Genomic DNA, 15,909 nt, shown 5'->3' on the forward strand with positions numbered 1-15,909 from the left:
GGGAGAAGGCGAGCCGCGGTACCACCCCGCTTGCCGTCGTCGGGCACCCGCAGGAGCCCGAGCGGCGACCGCTCGACACGGCTGTGACGGGCCTACCCGTCCGGTTCTACTGAGGTCCCGCGGACGGGACCCGTTCTTCCGGAGGCTCACCGGTGATGGCCGGGTCGATGCCTGTGGACCCCATGGTAACGCGCCGTCCGCCGGGCGTGCCGAGCCGACCGTTCCTCGCGGCACCCCACGGCACCTCACGGCCCAGGTGCGCACGCGTGAGGCGTCGCTCAGCGCCCCGCGACCGACCGACCGCGCGACGACGCCCGACGGCGGGCCCGGTACGTGTCGATGTCACGCGCGACGAGCCACTCGATGGTGAGCGCGGCTCCCTGGGCGGGCTGCGCCGTCGGGCCGTGGGACGCCGAGGGGGCGATGCCCGACGACGCTGCGGCGAACCACGGGTCGTGGGCGACCAGACGGCCGAGGGGATCGCTGCGCCCGTCGGTGTCGGACGGGTGGGCGATCAGTGCGATGGCGTTCATGGGGAGTCCTGGTGTCGAGGCGGGTGCTCACGAGGGCAGACCGACCAGGACGTGAGAACTGATCGGTGACCATCACGCCCTCACTCAGAGGGAGGGGCGTGGCACTGCTCGCTGACACCAGGTCGCGCGCTGCTGGAGCGTCAGCGAGCCCTCAACAACAGCTCGACGCGTGGACCGGCCGCAGGCGCACGACGAGCACGCGGGTGCTCAGGGGGTGCGCGGCGGGGGTCACGGGCGTCATCATGCCAGCCTGCGCCCCCTCCGACAAGCGTGTCCCACGCCGGGGGCCGCCCCGGCGGCCGACCCGGCGGCCGGCCCGGACGAGGGGCACCGCGGGGCGACGGCCGTCACCGGCGCGTCACGAGCGGCCCGCGCGCCAGGAGCGTGGTCGAGGACTGCGCGACGGGACGCAGCACCAGGGTGTCGATCGCGACGTGCTGGGGCCGGGTCACGGCGAACGTCACGACGTCGGCCACGTCGTCCGCGGTGAGCGGGTTCTCGACGCCGTCGTAGACCGCGTCGGCCCTGGCCTGGTCGCCGTCGAACCGGGTCAGCGAGAAGCCCTCGGTGCGGACCATGCCGGGTGCGATCTCCAGGACCCGGATGGGCTCGCCGTTGAGCTCGAGGCGCAGCGTGTCGGCGACCGCGGCCTCGGCGTGCTTGGTCGCGACGTAGCCCGAACCTCCGCTGTACGCGTCGTGCCCCGCGGTCGACGTGAGGACCAGGACCGTGCCGAACCCCGCCCGACGGATCGCGGGCAGGAACGCCTTGGTCACGCGCACGGTGCCCAGCACGTTGGTCTCGAACATGGCCCGCCAGCGGTCCAGGTCGCTCGCGTCGATCGGGTCCGTGCCGCTCGCGAAGCCCGCGATGTTGAGCACCGCGTGGACCGGACCGCGCGCCTCGGCCTCGCGCACGAGGCGCGCGACGTCGTCGTCGTCCGTCACGTCCCCGACGACGGGGTGCGCACCGGTCGCGGCCGCGAGCGCGTCGAGCAGGTCGGCGCGTCGCGCGAAGGCCACGACGTCCCACCCCTGCGCGCGCAGGCGGCGCACGGTCGCCGCGCCGATGCCCGACGAGGCGCCCGTGACCACGGCGCGCTGCGGCGCGGGGTCCTGCGGCGTCGCGGACGGGGTCGTCGGGGCGGAGGGCTGGGGCGTGGTCTGCGAGGTCGTCACGTTCCTTACCTTGCCACGCCGGGGCGGGCGGACCGCGCCGCTGCGCAAGGTACCCGCATGCTGGACGCCCGGTTCAGGCCACGCCGACCTCGAGCGTGTCCCAGCCGCTCGACCCGTCGGGCGCGGGCGGGGCCTCGGTCGAGGTCTGGACGGTCCCGTCCACGTCCGTCGCGCGGACCGCGAGGCGGTGGCTGCCCTTCTCCGGTGCGGACCATCGCCAGGACCACTGCCGCCACGTGTCGGCCGAGACCGTCTCGGCGAGCTCGGCCGCCTCCCACTCCCCGTCGTCGACCCGCACCTCGACGCCGGCGATCCCGGTGTGCTGGGACCACGCGACACCCGCCACGACCACGTCGCCGGCCGCGTCCGGCGACACCGTCGCGCCCGAGCGGGGCACGTCGATGCGCGAGGACATCTTGATCGGCCCGCGCTCGGACCAGCCGCGCGTCGACCAGTAGGCGACGTCGTCGGCGAAGCGCGTGACCTTGAGCTCGACGACCCACTTGGTCGCCGACACGTACCCGTACAGCCCCGGCACGACCATGCGCACCGGGAACCCGTGCGCGAGCGGCAGCGGCTCGCCGTTCATGCCGACCGCGAGCAACGACTCGCGACCCGGGTCCGTGAGCACGTCGAGCGGCGTGCTCGCGGTCCAGCCGTCGGCGCTGCGCGAGAGCACCATGTCGGCGTCCGCGTGCGGGCGGGCGCGGGCGAGCAGGTCGCGCACCGGGTACCCGAGCCACACCGCGTTGCCCACCAGGTCCCCGCCGACCTCGTTGGACACGCACGTCAGGGTCGTGGCGCTCTCGACGAGGGGCAGCGCGAGCAGCTCGGCGAACGAGATCTCGACCTCCTCCTCGACGAGCCCGACGATGCGCAGCCGCCAGTCGTCCGGGTCCACCTCGGGGACGCGCAGGGCCGTGTCGATGCGGTAGAAGTCGTCGTTGGGCGTCACGTAGGGCGTGATGCCGGGCACGTCGAGACTCGCCCCCGCCGGGACCACGACCGCGGGACCGGTCGGGGCCGGGAGGCGGATCGCGTCCCGCGCGGCGGTCAGGGCCCGTGACCCCGCGGACAGCACGCGCGCCGCGCCGCCGACCACGAGCGCGGTCACGGTCGTCAGGCCCGCGAAGACGAGGAAGGACCGGCGGTCGAGCGCCTCGCGCTGCCGGGCCGCGGTGAGCGGGGTCTCGGGACGCTCGGGCGAGCCCGCACCACCACCCTGCCCGGCCGGCCCCGGGACCCGGGCCGTGACCGCGAGCGCCGAGGCCCGCCACGCGCGCAGCCGTGCGGCACCCGTCCGCAGGAGCATGATCCCGACGCCGACGCCCACCACGGTCGGCAGCGCCCACAGGGGGGTCGCGTCGGGTCGCGTCACGGCGGCGGCGATGCCCACGGCCCCGACCACCACGAGCAGCACCGTGCCCCAGGGGGGTCGCCGCGTCTCGAGGACCCCCGCGGCGACGGCAGCGACCGCCAGCACCACCACGATCCCGAGGATCAGCACGGTCTTGTCCGCGGTGCCGAACGTCTCGACCGCGAAGTCCTTGAGCCACGGGGGGACCCTGTCCACGACGCCGGCCCCCACGACGAGCACTGGGCTCGACCCCGAGCCCACGACCAGCGCGACGAGCTCGGCCGCCGCGAAGGCTCCGAGGGCCGAGGCGACGCCCAGCAGCGGGGCCCACCACCCGGACGTGCCCGCGCTGCGTCCCGGCGCGCGCTGCGCGCGACCGTACGCGCCGGGAGGGCCTGGCTCCGTCGTCGGGCTCATGCGCCCACTGTAAGTCCGCGACGCGAGGCCGGTGCGCCGTGTGCTGGTCCGGCCCGACCATGCCCCCGGCGTTCAGCACGAGCGTCCGACCTACTAGGCTGAGGGGTGGATCGCGAGCCGTGCTTGGCTCGCCGCAGCGGCCCGTGCTTGGGCCGCGGATCCTCGTCGCGGATTGTGGCGCCCTTCCCTCTCGCATCTCGCCGCGCCGCCGTGCCCTGCACCGGCCGAGCCGGCGACCTCCCCGACATGGAGTCCCGTGCTGTCCTCGTCCGCTCGCCCCCGCGTCCGCTCGACCTCCCGGCGTGCAGTCTCCGCCGGCCCGACGGCGGCGCTCGCCCTGGTCGCGACCCTCACCCTGGCCGCGTGCTCGGACGCGGGGAGCCTCGCGACGGGCGGGGCGACCACGGCGCCCGCCGGGTCGCCGACCACCTCGACGACCTACCCCCTGACGCTCGACAACTGCGGGTTCGAGGTCACGTTCACCGGCGCCCCGCGCCAGGTCGTGACCATCAAGTCGAGCACGACCGAGATGATGCTCGCGCTCGGCCTGGGCGACCGGATCGTGGGGACCGCGTTCCCCGACGGCCCCGTGCCCGAGCAGTGGGCCGACGCGGCCGCCGCCGTGCCGGCGGTCGTGACCCCGATGGCCGACAAGGTCCCGGGAGCCGAGGCCGTGCTCACGCTCGAGCCCGACCTCGTGTACGCCGGGTGGGAGTCCAACCTGACGGCCGAGGGAGCAGGAGACCGTACGACCTTCCAGCAGCTCGGCGTCCAGACCTACGTCTCGCCCTCCGCGTGCAAGGACGAGGCGTACAAGCCGGACCCGTTGACGTTCGACGACGTGTTCGCCGAGATCGACGAGGCCGGTCAGATCTTCGACGTCGCCGGGACCGCGACCGAGCTGGTGGCCGCCCAGCGCGCCGAGCTCGACGCCCTCGAGCCCGACGACCGCGGGCTCACTGCGCTCTGGTACTCCTCGGGCTCCGACATCCCGTACGTGGGTGCGGGGATCGGTGCGCCGCAGATGATCATGGACGCCGTCGGGGTCGAGAACATCGCGGCCTCGGTCCAGGACACCTGGACGCCGTTCTCGTTCGAGGAGATCATCGCGGCCGACCCCGACGTGATCGTGCTCGTCGACTCGGCGTGGAACACGGCGCAGTCCAAGATCGACGCGCTGAAGGCCAACCCGGCCACGGCCAACCTCACGGCCGTGCAGGGCGACCGCTTCCTGACCGTGCCGTTCCCCGCGACCGAGGCGGGCGTGCGCAACGTCGACGCCGTCAAGGACCTCAGCGCACAGCTCGCGGCGCTGACGATCCCCTGAGGAGTCCCGAACCGGTGAGGAGCCCCGTGGCCGAGAGACGCACCGCCCCGTCGGGAGCGCACGCCCCCGTGCGCCGCTCTGCGCGCCGCTCCCCCGGTACCCGGCGTGCCACCCCGTGGTGGCTCGTCGGGGCCTCGCTCGCGCTCGTCGTGAGCGTCGTGGTCGCCGTGACGATCGGCCCCGCGGACCTCTCCTGGGGCGACGTGTGGCGCTCGATCGCGACGCACCTCGGGCTCGGCGGGCCGCTCGGCCTCGAGCCGCTGCCCCTGCTGCAGGACGGCATGGTGTGGCAGCTCCGGCTCCCGCGCGTCCTGACGGCCGCGGCCGTGGGGGCCGGGCTCGCGATCTGCGGCGCGGTCATGCAGTCCCTCACGCGCAACCCGCTCGCCGACCCGTACCTGCTCGGGCTCTCGTCGGGAGCCTCGCTGGGTGCCGTCCTCGTCCTGGTCCTCGGCGTGAGCGTCCTGCTGCCCGTCGCGGCGTTCGGCGGGGCCGTCCTCGCCCTGGTCGCGGCGCTCGCTCTCGCGGGTTCGCTCGGAGCCATCACCCCCACGCGGACCGTGCTCGCGGGCCTCGCGGTGAGCCAGCTCGCGGCCGCGGCGACGTCGTTCATCATCTTCTGGTCCGCGACCGGGGACTCCTACCGCGAGATCCTGTCGTGGCTCATGGGGTCGGTCGCGGGGGCCACCTGGACGTCCGTGGCGATCGCGGGCGGCGCCGTGCTCGTCCTGGGGACGCTGCTCGCGTCGACCGGGTCGGTGCTCGACGCCTTCACGTTCGGCGACACCGCGGCCGCGGGCCTCGGCATCGCCGTGAACCGGACCCGGTGGCTCCTGCTCGTGGGGGTCGCGCTGCTCACCGGAGCCCTGGTCTCGGTCTCGGGCGCGATCGGGTTCGTGGGGCTGATCCTCCCGCACGCCGTCCGGCTCCTGACCGGTGCGCGGCACCGCGTGCTGCTGCCCCTCGCGGCCCTGCTCGGCGGGTCGTTCCTCGTGTGGGCCGACACGCTCGCCCGCACGATCTTCGCCCCGCGCGAGCTGCCCGTGGGCATCCTGACGGCCGCGATCGGCGCGCCCGTCTTCGCGATCATCCTGTGGCGAGGGAGGCGGGCGCTGTGACGGAGCCGAGAACTGTTGGACGGGTCGGTCGTGAGGTGCCGCAAGGCCACGAAGGGTCGCCGTCCTCGCGGGACGGCACGCCGGCCGCCGGTGGGCGTGCGCGGGCGGCCCACGGGCTCGACGCCTCGCGCGTCTCGTGGTCGGCCGGGTCGCAGCTCATCCTCGACGGGGTGGACTGCACGGCTCCCCCGGGAGCGGTGAGCGGGCTGCTGGGCCCCAACGGGTCCGGGAAGTCGACGCTGCTGCGCGCGATCGCGGCCACCCAGGTCCCGGACGCGGGCGAGGTCCGGTTCGACGGCGAGGACCTGCTGCGCATGCCGCGACGGCGTCGGGCGCGCAGGCTGGCCCTCGTCGAGCAGGACGCGTCGACCGACCTGCCCGTCTCGGTGCTCGACGCCGTGCTGCTCGGCAGGATCCCGCACCGCTCGCTCCTGGCGGGCGACACCGACGCCGACCGCGCGATGGCCCACGAGGCGCTCGTGCGGGCCGGGGTCGAGGAGCTGGCCGAACGGTCGCTCGCCACGTTGTCGGGAGGCGAGCGCCAGCGCGTGCACATGGCCCGCGCCCTCGCCCAGGACCCCGCGCTGCTGCTCCTCGACGAACCCACGAACCACCTCGACATCGCGGCCCAGCTCGCCGCCATGACCGTGCTGCGCAAGCTCGCCGCGGACGGCGTGACGGTCCTCGCGGCCCTGCACGACCTCAACCTCGCGGCGGCCTCGTGCGACCACGTCGTGGTCCTGTCGGGCGGGCGGGTCGTCGCGGCGGGTGACGTGCGGGACGTGCTGGTCCCGGACGTGATCGAGCCCGTGTACGGGGTGCGGTGCGACGTGCTGGCCCACCCCCGGACCGGTCGGCCCGTGCTGGTCTTCGGGGACTGACGGCCTGTGGCGTCGCCGGGTGCATGCCCGGCGCCGAGCATGCGGTTGGCGTTCGCATCCGGGCCGTTTCGGACGCCAACCGTATGCTCGTCCGACGGCAACCACATGCTCGGCCCGGGCGCCTGCACGACCCCAGATCCCACCCGCGCCGGGGTACGAGGAGCGACGAGCCCTAGAACCCGCGCAGCCGTTCGGGCGTGAAGCGCAGCACCTCGGAGTACGCGGCGTGGAACTCCTCGGGACTCATCCCGAGGCCGGCGATCGGCGACCGGTACTTGGTGTCGTAGCGCGTGCGCTCCTCGGCGCTCAGGCCTGCCGGGTCCAGGACGAGCCGGCCCGTGAGCACCTGCACGTCCCATCCTGCAGGCGTCGAGTTGAGGTGCAGCGCGGCGCGCGGGTTGGCGGCGGCGTTGCGCAGCTTGGCCTTGCGCGGCTCGCTGAGGATCACGACGTCGTCCCCGCTGCGGATCTGCCACACCGGCGTCGGCTGCGGGGTCCCGGCGGGGTCGACCGTCGTGAGCCAGACGACGAGGTCCGCGTCGAGCCGTTCGGCGGCGCGCGCACCCAGCGTGGTCGTCGTGTCGATCGCGGTCACGTCGGCCTCAGCCCTGCGCCGGGACGGCGGGCCCCAGGCGCGGCCACTCGATCGCGGGGCAGCGGTCCATGACCATGTCCAGCCCGGCGTCGCGGACCCGCGCGAACGCGTCCTCGTCGACCACGTCGAGCTGGAACCAGACGGCCCCGGCCCCGATCTCGACGGCCTGGTCCGCGACGGCCCCCGCGAGGTCGGAGCGAACGAACACGTCCACGACGTCGACCGGGAACGGGATCTCGGCGAGCGACGCGTAGCCCTGCTCGCCGTGCACGGTCTCGGCTGCCGGGTGGACCGGCACGATGCGCTTGCCCTGCCGCTGGAGCAGCCGGGCCACCCCGTACGCGGCGCGAGCCGAGTTGTTCGACAGCCCGACCACGGCCCACGTCTCGGTGTCCGCGAGGACCTTGCGGATGACGGCGTCCTCGCCCCAGCTCTTGTCGCTCATATCGGGGCAACCCCGGCGCGGGGGCGACTATTCCGGGCTGCGCCCTCCTCCGGTGCGCTGAGTGCGGAGTTCTTGCGCGACTCGCCGGGCGTGTCTCACAAGATCTCCGCACTCACCGTTCATCCGCTGCCCGACGGCGCCGCTCACCCCGCGAGTCGCGCCACGAGTCCCAGGACCAGGAGCAGGGCGGCCACCCCGCACGCCAGGGTCCGCACGTGGTTCCAGGCGACCCAACGCCCGAGGAAGACCGCCCAGACCTGGTCTCGCTCCGCCGTCGGGCCGGTGGGACGAACCCTCGTCCCACCCGACCCTCGACCTGAGGGTGAGGCTTCGGCCGACCGTCGAACCGAGGTCGAGACCGCCGCTTCCGCAGCCTCGAGGCGGTCGTTGAGCGGGACGTTGACGGCCGCCGTCACCCCGATGCCGCCCACGAGATAGACGACGGCCGCGGCCAGGACGAGCACCGCGCCCGCCTCGCCCAGCCGCGTCGCGGCCACGACGCCGAGGACCGTCACGAGCCCGGTCGTCACGAACAGGAGAGACCCGAACGGGGCCCTGGTCGCGTGGCGGTTGATCGAGGCCATCGCGGTCGCTCCGACGTCGGGCGCGACCGAGCGCAGGCCCGCCATGACGAAGGTCGAGAACGCGAAGAGAACTCCCCCGACGAGCGCGCAGCCGACCGATGCCACCACGACCGCCCACCCGAGAGCCCCGAGCGCGCCCATCAGTGCACCCCGTCCAGGACGGCAGGCGGAGCCTGTGGGGAGCCGACCGGCGCCCAGGCCGCGGCCTCACGACGCGCGAACTCGGCGAAGTCGCGCGGCTCGCGAGCGAGCGCCTCGTGCACGCCGTGCGTCAGGTGCTCGTTGCGTCCGTCGAGGACCTCCTCGAACAGGTAGCGGGTGAGCTCGACGGCGTCGGCTGGGACGCCCGCGGCGGTCAGGCCGGCCGCGAACTCGTCGCCCGTGACGGTCACGAGCCGGACGTCCCGGCCGCTCGCCGCCCCGACCTCCGCGAGCGCCTCGCCGAAGGTCAGCAGCCGGGGCCCCGTGAGCTCGTAGACCCGGCCCGCGTGCCCGTCCTCGGTGAGCGCCGCGAACGCGACGTCGGCCACGTCCTCGAGGTCGACGAACGGCTCGACCACGGCGTCGACGGGGAGCGGGACCACTCCGTCGAGCACGGGGTCCAGCAGGAAGCTCTCGCTGAAGTTCTGCGCGAACCACGCGCAACGCACGACCGTGCGAGCGGGGAACGCCTCGGCGACGAGCTCCTCGGCACGCTGCGCCTCGGGCTCGCCGCGACCCGAGAGCAGCACGAGGCGCTGCACGCCCACGCGCGCCGCGACCCGGGCGAAGTCGGCGACGACCTCGGGAACTCCCGGGGCCGCGAGGTCCGGTGCGACCGCGACGTAGGCGGCGTCGGCCCCCTCGAGCGCCGGCGCCCAGGTCGCGGGATCGTCCCAGTCGAGCCTGGTCTCGGTGCTCCGCGAGACAGGGCGGACGGCGATGCCCCGCGCTGCGAGGCGGGCCGCGACACGGCGCCCGGTCTTGCCCGTCGCGCCGACGACGGCGACGAGGGACGGGAGACCGGCGTCGCCGGTCGGGGTGGTGGGGTGCGGCTGGTTCGTGGTCATGGCGGTCTCCTGTGATCGGTCGTCCGTGCTGTGGTTCGAGTCAACCGGTCTCCGGCGAGACGTTCCATGGTCGAACGGCTCGGGAGCATGTCCGTTCGTCTTCCGTCGAGGACGCGGGGGGCGTACCGTCGTGGCATGGACGCTGTCGCCGGACTCCTCGACGGCCCCCGCGCGCGGGGCGCCTTCCTGCTGCGCTCGCTCCTCGCGCCGCCGTGGTCGATGCGCATCGAGGACGAGGCGCCCCTGACGCTCGTGCCCGTCGTGCGCGGGTCGGTCTGGATCGGGATGGACGCCGGCCTGCAGCCCCACGAACCACCGCTCGAGGCACACCTCGACGAGGGCGACGTCGCGCTCGTGCGCGGGCCCCGCCACTACACCGTGGCCGACTCCCCCGGGACGGCGCCGCAGATGGTGAGCGACGCCGTCGGTGCCTGCCGGGCGGTCGGCGACGCCCCCTCTCCCCTCGTCGACCTCGGTGTCCGGACCTGGGGCAACGACCCCGACGGGCCGACCGTGCTGCTGACCGGGACCTACCCGCTCGACGGCGAGGTGGGCGGCCGGCTGCTGAGCGTGCTGCCCCCGCTCGTGGTGCTGCGCCGCGGGGACCTCGACGCCGACCTCGTCTCGTTGCTCGCGCGCGAGGTCTCGCAGGACCGGCCCGGCCAGGAGGCCGTGCTCGACCGGTTGCTCGACGTCCTGCTCATCGGCGCGCTGCGCGCATGGCTCGACCTCGGCGAGGCCCCGGGGTGGTACCGCGCGGACGCCGACCCGGTGGTCGGGCACGCGTTGCGACTCATGCACCACGACCCGGCCAGGGCCTGGACGGTCGAGTCGCTCGCGCGGACCGTCGGGCTGTCACGGGCCGCGTTCTCGCGGCGCTTCACCGAGCTCGTGGGCGAGCCGCCCATGGGCTACCTCACCGGGTGGCGCCTGACGCTCGCGGCCGACCTGCTGCTGGAGCCGGGGGCGACCGTCGGCTCGGTGGCGCGGCAGGTCGGGTACGGGACGCCGTTCGCGCTGAGCGCCGCGTTCACACGCGTGCGGGGCATGAGCCCGACGGCGCACAGGGAGCGGGTGGGGGCGGGGTCAGGGGCGGCCTGACGGTCCGCCTCGCCGTGGCGCCGGAGGGCTCCTCGGGTGCCGAGCACGAGGTTGCGGTCGATATGGCGAGCTTGACGATCGCAAGCTCGTGCTCGACGAGCGGCTCGCCGTCGGGCACCGTGCGGTGGCCGCACCTCGCCCGCGCGCGCACCATGGCTGACATGCCCATCCCGCACCTGGTCACCCGGACCAACAAGCGGTACGTCAACCCGCTCGTGCTCCGCGTGTCGTCGCGCGTGCCGCCGTTCGCGACGGTCCACCATCGCGGGCGGCGCAGCGGACGGCCGTTCACGACCCCCGTCCTGGCGTTCCGCGAACCCCCGTCGGCCACGTCCCCGCGCGAGGTCCGCGTGATCATCGCGCTGACCTATGGATCAGACGTCGACTGGCTCAAGAACGTCGAGGCGGCCGGGCTGTTCGGGCTGACACGAGGTGGGCGCGGCTACGTCGTCGACGACCTGCGACGGCTGCACGGTGACGCCGGTCTCCGGCTCGTGCCGGGCGCGATCAGGGTCGCCCTGCGGGGGCTGCGCGTGGACGAGCTCCTCGACGGACGGGTGGGGCCGCCCCGCTGAGCGGCAGCCCGGCGCGACGGCGTCCGCGCGACCCGGCTGCCATGATGGGGACATGGCACACGACCTGTGGTTCACCGGCGACCCGGAAGCCGACGCGCTGCTGTCCATCGACCCGTTCGCACTGCTCATCGGCATGCTCCTCGACCAGCAGGTCACCATGGAGTCGGCGTTCGCGGGGCCTCTCAAGATCTCCCAGCGCATGGGCGGGTTCGACGTGCACCGCATCGCCTCCGCCGAGCCCGAGGCGTTCGCCGCGATGGCCGCCACTCCCCCGGCGATCCACCGCTACCCGGGCTCCATGGCGGGCCGCGTGCAGGCCGTGGCCCAGGTCGTCGACGAGCAGTACGACGGCGACGTCACGCGCCTGTGGACCGACCCCGGACCCGACGGCGGCGCCCCGGACGGGGCGCTCGTCCTCAAGCGGCTCAAGGCGCTGCCCGGCTTCGGGGAGCAGAAGGCGAAGATCTTCCTCGCGCTCCTCGGCAAGCAGTACGGCGTCCAGCCCGAGGGGTGGCACGAGGCTGCGGGGGCCTACGGCGAGGAAGGTTCGCGACGCTCGATCGCCGACGTCGTCGACCAGCACTCGCTCGACCAGGTGCGCGAGACCAAGAAGGCGGCCAAGGCCGCGGCGAAGGCCGAACGGGCCGCCAAGGGCTGACGCTCCGGCACGCCACCGGGACGCTCCCGGCCCGGTGCATGTTCGCTCGCATGCCAGTCTTCTCCGTCCAGGGTCGAGCAACCGGCTCTCCGCCCAGTTCGAGCAAGGACGCGGCACCACGTCCGGGGTGGTGGGATCGGTGCGAGCACGCGCGGCGCACCGCCGTGCAGGGCCTCGAGCTGCGACCGGCTGACGTCGTCGTCACGTCACGGCGGACGTCGAGGCCGCCTGAACGGGTCGACGACCACGCCGCCCACAGCGAGCCGGTCCCGCCGCGCGTAGCGTGAGGAGAGGGCGCGGCCCCGTGCCCGTTCCCGAGGAGGACCTCATGGCTCACGGCGACATCACGCACATCGACATCCCCGTCGGCGACACCGACCGCGCCCGCGCGTTCTACAGCGGGCTGTTCGGCTGGGACATCGCCGAGGCGCCCGGTTTCGAGGGATACCCCATGTGGCGGGCCCCCAACCAGATCAGCGGTGGTGGCCTCGCCCCCCGCGAGGAAGGGTTCACGAGCCCGCGCAGCTACGTCGAGGTCGACTCGATCGAGGATTCGCTCGCCCAGGTCGAGGCCCTCGGCGGCAAGGTGCTCATGGGCAGGTCGCAGATCAGCCCGACGAGCTGGTGGGCGGTCTTCGAGGACCTCGACGGGAACCGGCTGGGGCTCTACGAGGGCGTCACCACGATGGACTGAGCCTGGCGGCTCACGCCGACCCGAACACGATCGTCCCGTCGGGGTCGCTCGCACGTCGCGGCCGCAGCCGTGCCGGCGCCGGCCACGGCAGCTCGTGCCGGACGACCGGCGCGTCGATCGCCCCGAAGTCGTCGGTCTGGACCACGACGCGCTCGGGCGTGACCTCGACGAGCCGGACGCGGACCGGGTCCGGACCCTCGCCGTCGAGCATCCAGACGTCGGCGAGCCAGGACAGGCCGGTGCCGTCGAGAGCCTCCTCGGCGTCGAGCCAGTCGACCGGGCCGGTGAGGTCGTGCCCCAGCAACGAGACGGCGACCCAGGCATCGCCGTCGGGCCGGATCCACCCGATGTGGTCACGGTCCTCGGGGCGGCGGTGCGGGATCCAGGAGGCAGGCAGCATCCAGGAACGATAGCGAGCGGCCGGCCGATCCGCCCAGGAGATTCGGCCCGGCGCCGGCTCCGGATGACGGAAGCCGTCGCCCTGGAGCGTCCAGCCCTGGCGGCCACGACCATGCGGTTGGCGTCCCACGAGCATGCGGTCGGCGTCCCTCAGGGCCCGAGATGCGACGACAACCGCATGCTCGGCACCCGGGTCTCGGGCCCCGAGGCACCAGAGTGAGCGAGTCGTCAGAGGCGGCGAGGCACCAGAGCCACCGGGGTCACCGGGGTCACCGGGGTCACCGGGGTCACCCATCACCACCGGCGCTGCGGCTGCGGGTCGTCGCCGCGACGTGCCGGATCCGGCGGGTCCGACCGCCCCCGGCGAGGGCGTCCAGGACGTCGGCACGGGTCGCGGAGCTCGCCGCGCGCAGCTGGAGCCAGTCGGACCAGCCGTCGACGCCCAGACCTTCGTCCGCACGTCGGAGCCCATCGCCCACCGCAGCGACGGCACCCGACACCGACTCGAGGATCTCCAGCTCCGCGGCCCGCCGGGCCACGAAGTCGGCCACCGTCCATTCGCTCGTGAGGGCCACCCAGCGTTCCCTGTCTACCGACGGGACACGCTCGAGAGCGGCGACGACCACCCCGCTCGCCATGACCTGGTCGTCGTCCTCGGCGACGGCAGCGGCCACCAGGTCGTGCAGGCCCCGCCCGAGCGCCTGGTCGTAGAGCGCCCACCGGACGTGCTCGTCGGCCAGGTCGCCGGAGAACGCGAGTTCCCGTGCGAGCCGGCTCAGGTCCGCTGCTGGTTCCTGCCTCGTCATCCGCCCACCCTCGGCTTTCATCGAGCACGACCTTCCGTCCAGTCGACCATGACCTTGCGGTCACCAAGCCCCTCAGAAGGACCGCAACCTCGTTCTCGGCACCCGGACGAACCCGGACGCACCCAGACCACCGACGGCAGGGTCAACCCTGCTGCGGATTCCCCGTCCCCTCACGGAACCCCTCGGCGAACCCATCGCGATACCCGTCCGCGTACCCGGCCTCGCGCGCGACGTGCTCAGCCTCCCCGGGGTCGACCGCCGCAGCCCCAGCCGAGCCTGCAGCACCGCGCCCATCGGTCACCCCCCGCGCGTACGCCTCCGCGGAGCCCTCACGGAACATGTCGGTCCCCGAGTCCCGCACGAGCACGCGCGCCCCCGGCCCGTCGTCGTCGGTCACGAACCGCCCGAGCCCGCGCACGACGGCCACGGGGCGCCCCGCGGCCTTGCCCCGGACGAGCTCGGAGGCCGCGGCGATCTGGTCCGCGACGGCCGTCACGGTCACCGACAGCTCACGCCCGTGCGAGTCGACGCCGCCGCGCAGGTCGTCGAGCGCGACCACCCCGGCGACACCGATCGCCAGGTCGGTGAGCCCCTCGCGCCAGGCCCGCCCGGCGGTGTCGGACACGACGACCCCGACCCGCACCCCGAACCGTTCCGCGAGCGCCGCCCGCAGCGCGCGCGCCGAGGCGTCGGGGTCGACGGGCAGCAGCAGCACGGTGCCCTCGGGGGTGTTGGACGCGTCGACGCCTGCGGCGGCCATGACGAGGCCGAGCCGGTTCTCGACGATCCGCAGCACTCCCCCGGGCGACGGCCGGGTGGCCACGACGCGCACGGTCTCGTCGGTGATCGCCTGCTCACGGTCGGTGGCCGCTACCACGCGCCCCTCGGCCTTGGACACGACCTTGCTCGTCACGACCACGACGTCGCCCTCGCGCAGCCCGCCCTCGCGGTCGAGCGCGTCGCCCACGATGCGCGCCAGGTCGTCACCGGGCGAGATCTCCCCGATGCCCGACGGCGCCACGACCGTGAAGCGCGTGTCGTCGCCCGCGGCACGCCTCGCCTCGGGCGACGCCTGCCGCTCGGCGCGAGCTCCGCCGTCGGGCAGCGGGACGGACGTGCCCGTCACCGGACGAGCTTCGGCAGGACGTCGCGCGAGAACGTGTCGATCCACTCGCGCTGGTTGCGGCCCACGTTGTGGAGGTAGATGCGGTCGAAGCCCAGGTCGACGAACTTCTGGATGTAGGCGCGGTGCACGTCCGGGTCGGACGAGATGACCAGGCGCCCCTCGAAGTCCTCGGGCCGGACGAGCTTGGCCATCTGCTCGAAGTCGAACGGCGAGCGGATGTCGGCCTTGGGGAACTTCATGCCGCCGTTGGGCCACTCGGTCATGGCGTTCGTCAGCGCCTCCTCGTCGGTCTCGGCCCACGACATGTGGAGCTGGAGGACCTTGGGCATGGTCTGGGGATCACGGCCGGACTCGCGGACGCCGTCGTCGAACTTGCCGAACAGCATCGAGATCTTCTCGAGCGGTGCTCCCACGGTGATGAGGCCGTCGGCGTGCTTGCCCGCGCGCTTGGCCGTGACGGGCCCCGCGGTCGCGACGAGGATCTCGGGGGCGACCTCGGGCATGGTCCACAGCCGCGTGGACTCGTGCTTGTAGAACTGCCCCGAGTGCTTGGTGTCCTTGCCCGCGAGCGACGCGGCGAAGAGCTTCTTGATGATGTCGATCGCCTCGAACATGCGGTTGATGCGCTCGGGGGCCTCGGGCCAGTACTGCGCCGTGACGTGCTCGTTGAGCGCCTCGCCCGAGCCCAGGCCCAGCCAGTGGCGCCCCGGGTACATCGCGGCGAGCGTCGCCGAGGCCTGCGCGACCATCGCGGGGTGCCAACGGAACGTGGGCGCCGTGACGCCCGGGCCCAGGTCGCCGCGCGTGCGCTCGCCGAGGGCCGACAGGACGTTCCACACGAACGCCGAGTGCCCCTGCGCGGGGACCCAGGGCTGGAAGTGGTCCGCGGCCATGACGCCGGAGAAGCCCTTGCTCTCGGCGTACTCGGAGAGGGCGATCACCTCGGTCGGGTGGAACTGCTCGAGCATGGCGGCGTAGCCGATCGTCAAGTCCATGGACCGACCTTAGTACGGGCGCCTCGCGCCCGAGCGCCGGTATCTGATACTTGCCGGAGGACGGGCCCCCC

The 15,909-nt window shown here is 74.0% G+C and carries 18 protein-coding genes; 7 read left to right on the forward strand and 11 right to left on the reverse strand.

What is annotated here, in order from left to right; genetic code table 11:
• Positions 1-278: 278 nt before the first annotated feature.
• The 3 genes from H9641_RS17665 to H9641_RS17675 form a co-directional block, all read right to left on the reverse strand.
• A complete protein-coding gene (locus tag H9641_RS17665; protein WP_191805728.1) occupies positions 279-533 on the reverse strand; it encodes a hypothetical protein in 255 nt (84 codons plus the stop codon).
• Between the two features lie 347 nt (positions 534-880).
• Complete coding sequence (locus H9641_RS17670) at positions 881-1,711, reverse strand: SDR family NAD(P)-dependent oxidoreductase (protein WP_191805729.1); 831 nt, start codon at positions 1,709-1,711, stop codon at positions 881-883.
• 73 nt (positions 1,712-1,784) lie between these two features.
• On the reverse strand, positions 1,785-3,485 hold the full coding sequence (locus tag H9641_RS17675; RefSeq protein WP_191805730.1) for a molybdopterin-dependent oxidoreductase: 1,701 nt from the start codon (positions 3,483-3,485) through the stop codon (positions 1,785-1,787).
• A gap of 259 nt (positions 3,486-3,744) precedes the next feature.
• Here H9641_RS17675 and H9641_RS17680 point away from each other — a divergent pair, with 259 nt between their 5' ends.
• The 3 genes from H9641_RS17680 to H9641_RS17690 are packed head-to-tail and all read left to right on the forward strand — an operon-like array spanning position 3,745 to position 6,811.
• Positions 3,745-4,812, forward strand: coding sequence for a putative F420-0 ABC transporter substrate-binding protein (locus tag H9641_RS17680; RefSeq protein ID WP_191805746.1), 1,068 nt, complete (start codon positions 3,745-3,747; stop codon positions 4,810-4,812).
• Between the two features lie 26 nt (positions 4,813-4,838).
• On the forward strand, positions 4,839-5,930 hold the full coding sequence (locus H9641_RS17685) for a putative F420-0 ABC transporter permease subunit (RefSeq protein ID WP_191805731.1): 1,092 nt from the start codon (positions 4,839-4,841) through the stop codon (positions 5,928-5,930).
• Entirely contained in the window at positions 5,927-6,811 is an 885-nt protein-coding gene (locus H9641_RS17690; RefSeq protein ID WP_318244669.1) for a putative F420-0 ABC transporter ATP-binding protein, read from the forward strand. Before H9641_RS17685 ends, H9641_RS17690 begins: the two co-directional genes overlap by 4 nt.
• Before the next feature lie 172 nt (positions 6,812-6,983).
• On the opposite strand, the gene H9641_RS17695 is transcribed toward H9641_RS17690, so the two are convergent.
• The 4 genes from H9641_RS17695 to H9641_RS17710 form a co-directional block, all read right to left on the reverse strand.
• The gene (locus H9641_RS17695) at positions 6,984-7,406 is read right to left on the reverse strand and encodes a TIGR03667 family PPOX class F420-dependent oxidoreductase (RefSeq protein ID WP_191805732.1); all 423 of its coding nucleotides are present in this window, start codon (positions 7,404-7,406) and stop codon (positions 6,984-6,986) included.
• A 7-nt stretch (positions 7,407-7,413) separates the two neighbouring features.
• The gene (locus H9641_RS17700; RefSeq protein WP_191805733.1) at positions 7,414-7,851 is read right to left on the reverse strand and encodes a CoA-binding protein; all 438 of its coding nucleotides are present in this window, start codon (positions 7,849-7,851) and stop codon (positions 7,414-7,416) included.
• Positions 7,852-7,994: 143 nt separating this feature from the next.
• On the reverse strand, positions 7,995-8,576 hold the full coding sequence (locus H9641_RS17705; RefSeq protein WP_191805734.1) for an anthrone oxygenase family protein: 582 nt from the start codon (positions 8,574-8,576) through the stop codon (positions 7,995-7,997).
• Complete coding sequence (locus H9641_RS17710; protein ID WP_191805735.1) at positions 8,576-9,484, reverse strand: NAD(P)H-binding protein; 909 nt, start codon at positions 9,482-9,484, stop codon at positions 8,576-8,578. The genes H9641_RS17705 and H9641_RS17710 overlap by 1 nt, the downstream gene beginning before the upstream one ends.
• Before the next feature lie 135 nt (positions 9,485-9,619).
• Between H9641_RS17710 and H9641_RS17715 the strand changes: the two genes are divergently transcribed.
• From H9641_RS17715 to H9641_RS17730, 4 genes are all read left to right on the forward strand, one after another.
• Entirely contained in the window at positions 9,620-10,585 is a 966-nt protein-coding gene (locus H9641_RS17715) for an AraC family transcriptional regulator (RefSeq protein ID WP_191805736.1), read from the forward strand.
• A gap of 161 nt (positions 10,586-10,746) precedes the next feature.
• A complete protein-coding gene (locus H9641_RS17720; protein WP_191805737.1) occupies positions 10,747-11,160 on the forward strand; it encodes a PNPOx family protein in 414 nt (137 codons plus the stop codon).
• 52 nt (positions 11,161-11,212) lie between these two features.
• Positions 11,213-11,818, forward strand: coding sequence for an HhH-GPD-type base excision DNA repair protein (locus tag H9641_RS17725; RefSeq protein WP_191805738.1), 606 nt, complete (start codon positions 11,213-11,215; stop codon positions 11,816-11,818).
• Between the two features lie 328 nt (positions 11,819-12,146).
• Entirely contained in the window at positions 12,147-12,512 is a 366-nt protein-coding gene (locus H9641_RS17730; RefSeq protein ID WP_191805748.1) for a VOC family protein, read from the forward strand.
• A gap of 10 nt (positions 12,513-12,522) precedes the next feature.
• Here the strand turns inward: H9641_RS17730 and H9641_RS17735 are convergent, their stop codons facing one another.
• From H9641_RS17735 to H9641_RS17750, 4 genes are all read right to left on the reverse strand, one after another.
• Positions 12,523-12,912 carry a hypothetical protein gene (locus tag H9641_RS17735; protein ID WP_191805739.1) on the reverse strand — a complete coding sequence of 130 codons (390 nt, stop codon included), beginning with the start codon at positions 12,910-12,912 and terminating at the stop codon, positions 12,523-12,525.
• 286 nt (positions 12,913-13,198) lie between these two features.
• Positions 13,199-13,717, reverse strand: a complete 519-nt coding sequence (locus H9641_RS17740; RefSeq protein ID WP_191805740.1) for a hypothetical protein — start codon at positions 13,715-13,717, stop codon at positions 13,199-13,201.
• A gap of 142 nt (positions 13,718-13,859) precedes the next feature.
• Positions 13,860-14,738, reverse strand: a complete 879-nt coding sequence (gene cofE, locus H9641_RS17745) for a coenzyme F420-0:L-glutamate ligase (RefSeq protein WP_318244672.1) — start codon at positions 14,736-14,738, stop codon at positions 13,860-13,862.
• A gap of 101 nt (positions 14,739-14,839) precedes the next feature.
• The gene (locus H9641_RS17750; protein WP_138824860.1) at positions 14,840-15,838 is read right to left on the reverse strand and encodes a TIGR03557 family F420-dependent LLM class oxidoreductase; all 999 of its coding nucleotides are present in this window, start codon (positions 15,836-15,838) and stop codon (positions 14,840-14,842) included.
• Positions 15,839-15,909: the final 71 nt, after the last annotated feature.

This window comes from Oerskovia merdavium, assembly GCF_014836755.1.
Classification (GTDB): Bacteria; Actinomycetota; Actinomycetes; order Actinomycetales; family Cellulomonadaceae; genus Oerskovia; species Oerskovia merdavium.

Bases quoted from the DNA above. Each gene is read 5' to 3' on its own strand.
- H9641_RS17735 (WP_191805739.1), bottom strand. From the start codon at position 12,912: ATGCTGCCTGCCTCCTGGATCCCGCACCGCCGCCCCGAGGACCGTGAC.
- H9641_RS17740 (WP_191805740.1), bottom strand. From the start codon at position 13,717: ATGACGAGGCAGGAACCAGCAGCGGACCTGAGCCGGCTCGCACGGGAA.
- H9641_RS17665 (WP_191805728.1), bottom strand. From the start codon at position 533: ATGAACGCCATCGCACTGATCGCCCACCCGTCCGACACCGACGGGCGC.
- H9641_RS17710 (WP_191805735.1), bottom strand. From the start codon at position 9,484: ATGACCACGAACCAGCCGCACCCCACCACCCCGACCGGCGACGCCGGT.
- H9641_RS17730 (WP_191805748.1), top strand. From the start codon at position 12,147: ATGGCTCACGGCGACATCACGCACATCGACATCCCCGTCGGCGACACC.
- H9641_RS17715 (WP_191805736.1), top strand. From the start codon at position 9,620: ATGGACGCTGTCGCCGGACTCCTCGACGGCCCCCGCGCGCGGGGCGCC.
- H9641_RS17720 (WP_191805737.1), top strand. From the start codon at position 10,747: ATGCCCATCCCGCACCTGGTCACCCGGACCAACAAGCGGTACGTCAAC.
- H9641_RS17705 (WP_191805734.1), bottom strand. From the start codon at position 8,576: ATGGGCGCGCTCGGGGCTCTCGGGTGGGCGGTCGTGGTGGCATCGGTC.
- H9641_RS17725 (WP_191805738.1), top strand. From the start codon at position 11,213: ATGGCACACGACCTGTGGTTCACCGGCGACCCGGAAGCCGACGCGCTG.
- H9641_RS17675 (WP_191805730.1), bottom strand. From the start codon at position 3,485: ATGAGCCCGACGACGGAGCCAGGCCCTCCCGGCGCGTACGGTCGCGCG.
- H9641_RS17700 (WP_191805733.1), bottom strand. From the start codon at position 7,851: ATGAGCGACAAGAGCTGGGGCGAGGACGCCGTCATCCGCAAGGTCCTC.
- H9641_RS17750 (WP_138824860.1), bottom strand. From the start codon at position 15,838: ATGGACTTGACGATCGGCTACGCCGCCATGCTCGAGCAGTTCCACCCG.